The following is a 4,158-nucleotide window of genomic DNA, read 5'->3' as shown; positions in this document are numbered from 1 at the left end:
TATTTTTGAAGGGAGGAACGGATGGATTTCGCCTCGACGAAGTGGGAGCAGGTAAAGTCGGACAGCGCGGGCCGGCAAGCGAGTTCACCCGCGGTGCCGTCCGCAGATGCAGCGACCTTTGAGCGGCAGCTGAGCGAGATCGCCAGTTCCCGTGGCGGCAGAGCAATGCCGGCGGCCTCGACGTTGCAGCCGGTCCAATCAGCTGGGGTTTTGATAGGGCACAGCAACGAGCCTCTCTATTCCGAGGACGCTCGCCTTATTTCGGGGCTTGAGAACGCGCTCCCCAAGGGCAAGGCCGCCAATCCCACCGCCAACGCCTATGTATACTCTCTTCGCAGCTTCAGCCGCCGGCTCTTCGCAAATAACAAAGATCCGATTGCTGCCCGGCTCGACGACCAGTCGCTGACCGATGAGGCGCGCGAGGCCATCGAAAAGGGTCATGACAGACGACTCCTTCCGGCAATAGACCATCTCCGGACCTTCCAGTCGACGGGCGGAATCGTGCCGATCAAAGGTTGCGCTGATCTAAATCCTCACCCCCAGGACGGGGTCCTCATCGAAGAGTACAAAAACCAAGCAGTGACACCGACCGGCAAGGTGTATGCAGCTGTTCTTCGCAATTTCAGTGACTACCTGCGTGAGAACAACAAGCCGGGCATTGCTGGTCGGCTTTCCGGCATGTCGTTGGACGGCGATGTCAAGAGCTATAGGAAGGACGGCGGTAATCGGAATATCGGTGCCGCACTGGCTGATCTGCGAAAATCGCAGGCAGGCGCTAAAGCGATGGAGCTCGAGCGCCAAATTCCCCTCGTTCCCGCTGCCGAAAACGCGATCCGGATGGAGCCGATGCCCGTCGGCGGCGCCGCTGCGCAGCACAGCGCGTCGCAGGGCGCGGGCAGATGGCCAGATGAGCTGCCTCCTGTAGAAAGCTACGATCAGGATTTGCTTTGGGAGATGATGGACAAACCCGGCCCGTCGTTATCTCTCGAGCCAGCCCCGCGCCATGACCAGTCATCGGATCCCCGAGAGTCCATTCGTCACTTGAACTGGGGCTACGACCACCAGCGGTTCCCGGACGAGCCGATGGGTGCATTTGCCAGCAGCAACCTTTTGCCAAGCGGGGAAGTCGTCATCAACGATGAGCGTGTCGCCAGTTCAGGTGGAGGTAGTGGAGCAATGCTGGCCTCCTCGACACTGGAGGCGGCTCAGTCAGCTGGAGTTTTGACAGGGCGGAGCAAGCAGCCTCTTTATTCCGAAGACGCTCGCCTTATTTCGGGACTTGAGAAGGCCCTCCGCGACAGCAATGCCGTCAACACCGCCAAGGCCTATGTATATTCTCTTCGCAGTTTCGGGCGCTGGCTCTTTGCAAATAACAAAGACCCGATTGCTGCTCGGCTCAACGACCAGTCGCTGACCGATGATGCGCGCGAGGCCATGGAAAAGGGTCATCACAAACGACTCCTTTCGACAATGGACCATCTCCGGACCTTCCAGGCGACGGGCGGAGTCGTGCCGATCACAGGTCGCCCTGAGCTTAATCCTCACCCCCAGGACGGGGCTCTCATCAAAGAGTACAAAAAGGAAGCAGGGACATCGACCGGCAGGGTGTATGCAACTGTTCTTCGCGGTTTCAGTGACTACCTGCGTAAAAACAACAAGCCGGGCATTGCTGGTCGGCTTTCCGGCACGTCGTTGGACGGCGATGTGAAGAGCTATAGGAAGGGCGGCGGTGATGAGCATATCGGTGCCGCACTGGCTGATCTGCGAAAATCGCAGGCAGGCGTTAAAGCGATGGAGCTCGAGCGCCATATTCTCCCCGTTCCTGATTCCGAAAAAGCGGTCCGGATGGAGCCGATATCCATCGGCGGCGCCGCTGCGCAGCGCAGCGTGTCGCAGGAAGCGGGCAGATGGCGAGATGAGCTGCCTCCTGTAGAAAGCTACGACCAGGATTTGCTTTGGGAGATGATCGACAAACCCGGCCCGTCGTCTCCCGAGCCAGCCGCGCGCCATCACCAGTCTTCGGATCGAGCGTCCATTCGTCCATTGAACTGGGGCTACGACCGCCAGCAGTTCCCGGACGAGCCGATGGATGCACTTGCCAGCAGCAACCTCCTGCCAGGCGAGGAGGTCCTCATCAACGATGAGCGTGACACAGCGTTGTTGGGGCCAGCGAAGAGGCCGAGGCCCCTGGACAATCTACACGGTCTTGCCATTGAGCGGCAGCTGAGCGAGATCGCCAATTCAGGTGGAGCAATACCGGCGTCCTCGACACTGCGGCCGGCTCAGTCAGCTGGAGTTCGGATAGGGCGGACCAAGCAACCTCTTTATTCCGAGGACGCTCGCCTTATTTCGGGATTTGAGAAGGCATTCCCCAACGGCAACGCCGCCAATCTCACCGCCAACGCCTATGTATATTCTCTTCACAGGTTTGGGCGCTGGCTCCTCGCAAAGAACAAAGATCCGTTTGCCGCCCGGCTCAACGAGCAATCGCTGACCGATGATGTGCGCGAGGCCATCGAAACGGGTCATAACGTGAAACTCCGTCCGGCAATGGACCATCTTCGGACCTTCCAGTCGGCGGGCGGAGTGGTGCCGGTCACAGCCCGCGCTGAGCTAAATCCTCACCCCCAGGACGTGGCTCTCATCAAAGAGTACAAAAACGAAGCTGCAACAGGGACCCGCAGGGCGTATGCAACGGTTCTTCGCAATTTCAGTGACTACCTGCGTGAGAACAACAAGCCGGGCATTGCTGCTCGGCTTTCCGGCACGTCGTTGGACAGCGATGTCGAGCGCTATAGGAAGGACGCCGGGGGCAATCGCAATATCGGTGCCGCACTGGCTGATCTGCGAAATTCGCAGGCAGGCGCTAAAGCGATGGAGCTCGAGCGCCATAACCTCCCCGTTCCTGATCCCGAAAACGCGCCGCGGATGGAGCCGATGCCCGTCAGCGGCGCCGCTGCGCAGCACAGTGTGTCGCAGGAAGCGGACAGATGGCCAGCGGAGCTGCCTCCTGTGGAAGGCTACGATCAGGATTTGCTTTGGGAGCTGACGGGCGAACCCGGTCCGTCGCCATCTCTCGAGCCGGTTTTGATAGGGCGGAGAAAGCAGCCTCTTTATTCCGAGGACGCTCGCCTCATTTCGGGGCTTGAGAAGGCCCTCTTCGAGGGCAATGCCGCCGATGCCACTACCAACGCCTATGTATCTTCTCTTCGCAGCTTCGGGCGCTGGCTCTTCGCAAATAACAAAGATCCGTTTGCTGCCCGGCTCAACGACCAGTCGCTGAACGATGATGTGCGCGAGGTCATCGAGAAGGGTCATCACAGACTAGTCCTTCCGGCAATGGACCATCTGCGGACCTTCCAGTCGACGGGCGGAGTGGTGCCGATCACAGGCCGCGCTGAGCTAAATCCTCACCCTCAGGACGTGGCTCTCATCAAAGAATACAAAAGCGAAGCAGGGACATCGACTGGCAGGTTGTATGCAGCTGTTCTTCGCAGTTTCAGTGACTATCTGCGTAAAAGCAACAAGCCGGGCATTGCTGCTCGGCTTTCCGGCGCGTCATTGGACGGCGATGTCGAGCGCTATAGGAAGGACGGCGGGGGCAATCGGAATGTCGGTGCCGCACTGGCTGATCTGCGAAAATCGCAGGCAGGCGCTAAAGCGATGGAGCTCGAGCGCTATATCCTCCCCGTTCCTGATCCCGGAAACGCGATCCGGATGGAGCCGATGTCCGTCGGCGCCGCCGCTGCGCAGCACAGCGCGTCGCAGGGCGCGGGCAGATGGCCAGATGAGCTGCCTCCTGTAGAAAGCTACGATCAGGATTTGCTTTGGGAGATGATGGACAACCCCGGCCCGTCGTCTCCCGAGCCAGCCGCGCGCCAGTTCTCCGACATCGGTGTATTTGCCAGCAGCAACCTCCTGCCAAGCGAGGAGGTCCTCATCAACGAGGAGCGTGACACAGCTGGGTTGCGGCCAGCGAAGAGGCCAAGGATCCTGGACAATCCAGACAGCCTTGCCATTGAGCGGCAGCTGAGCGAGATCGCCAATTCAGGCGGTCGCCTGATGTCGTCGGCGGACCCCATCCATCAACTGGGTGCATTGCCATCGCAGGCGCAGGACATCGTCCAGGCCGGACGGCAAGAACCTGCCCGGTTCGCC

The 4,158-nt window shown here is 59.9% G+C and carries 1 pseudogene; it reads left to right on the top strand.

Features of this window, described 5'->3' with window-relative positions:
• Positions 1-21 precede the first annotated feature (21 nt).
• A pseudogene (locus tag AC04SF_RS37190) lies at positions 22-4,158 on the top strand (hypothetical protein); the annotation flags it as partial.

The organism is Mesorhizobium sp. CNPSo 4671 (assembly GCF_057784245.1).
Note: the sequence above shows the minus strand (reverse complement) of the source record. Positions and strands in the feature narration are given on the sequence as shown.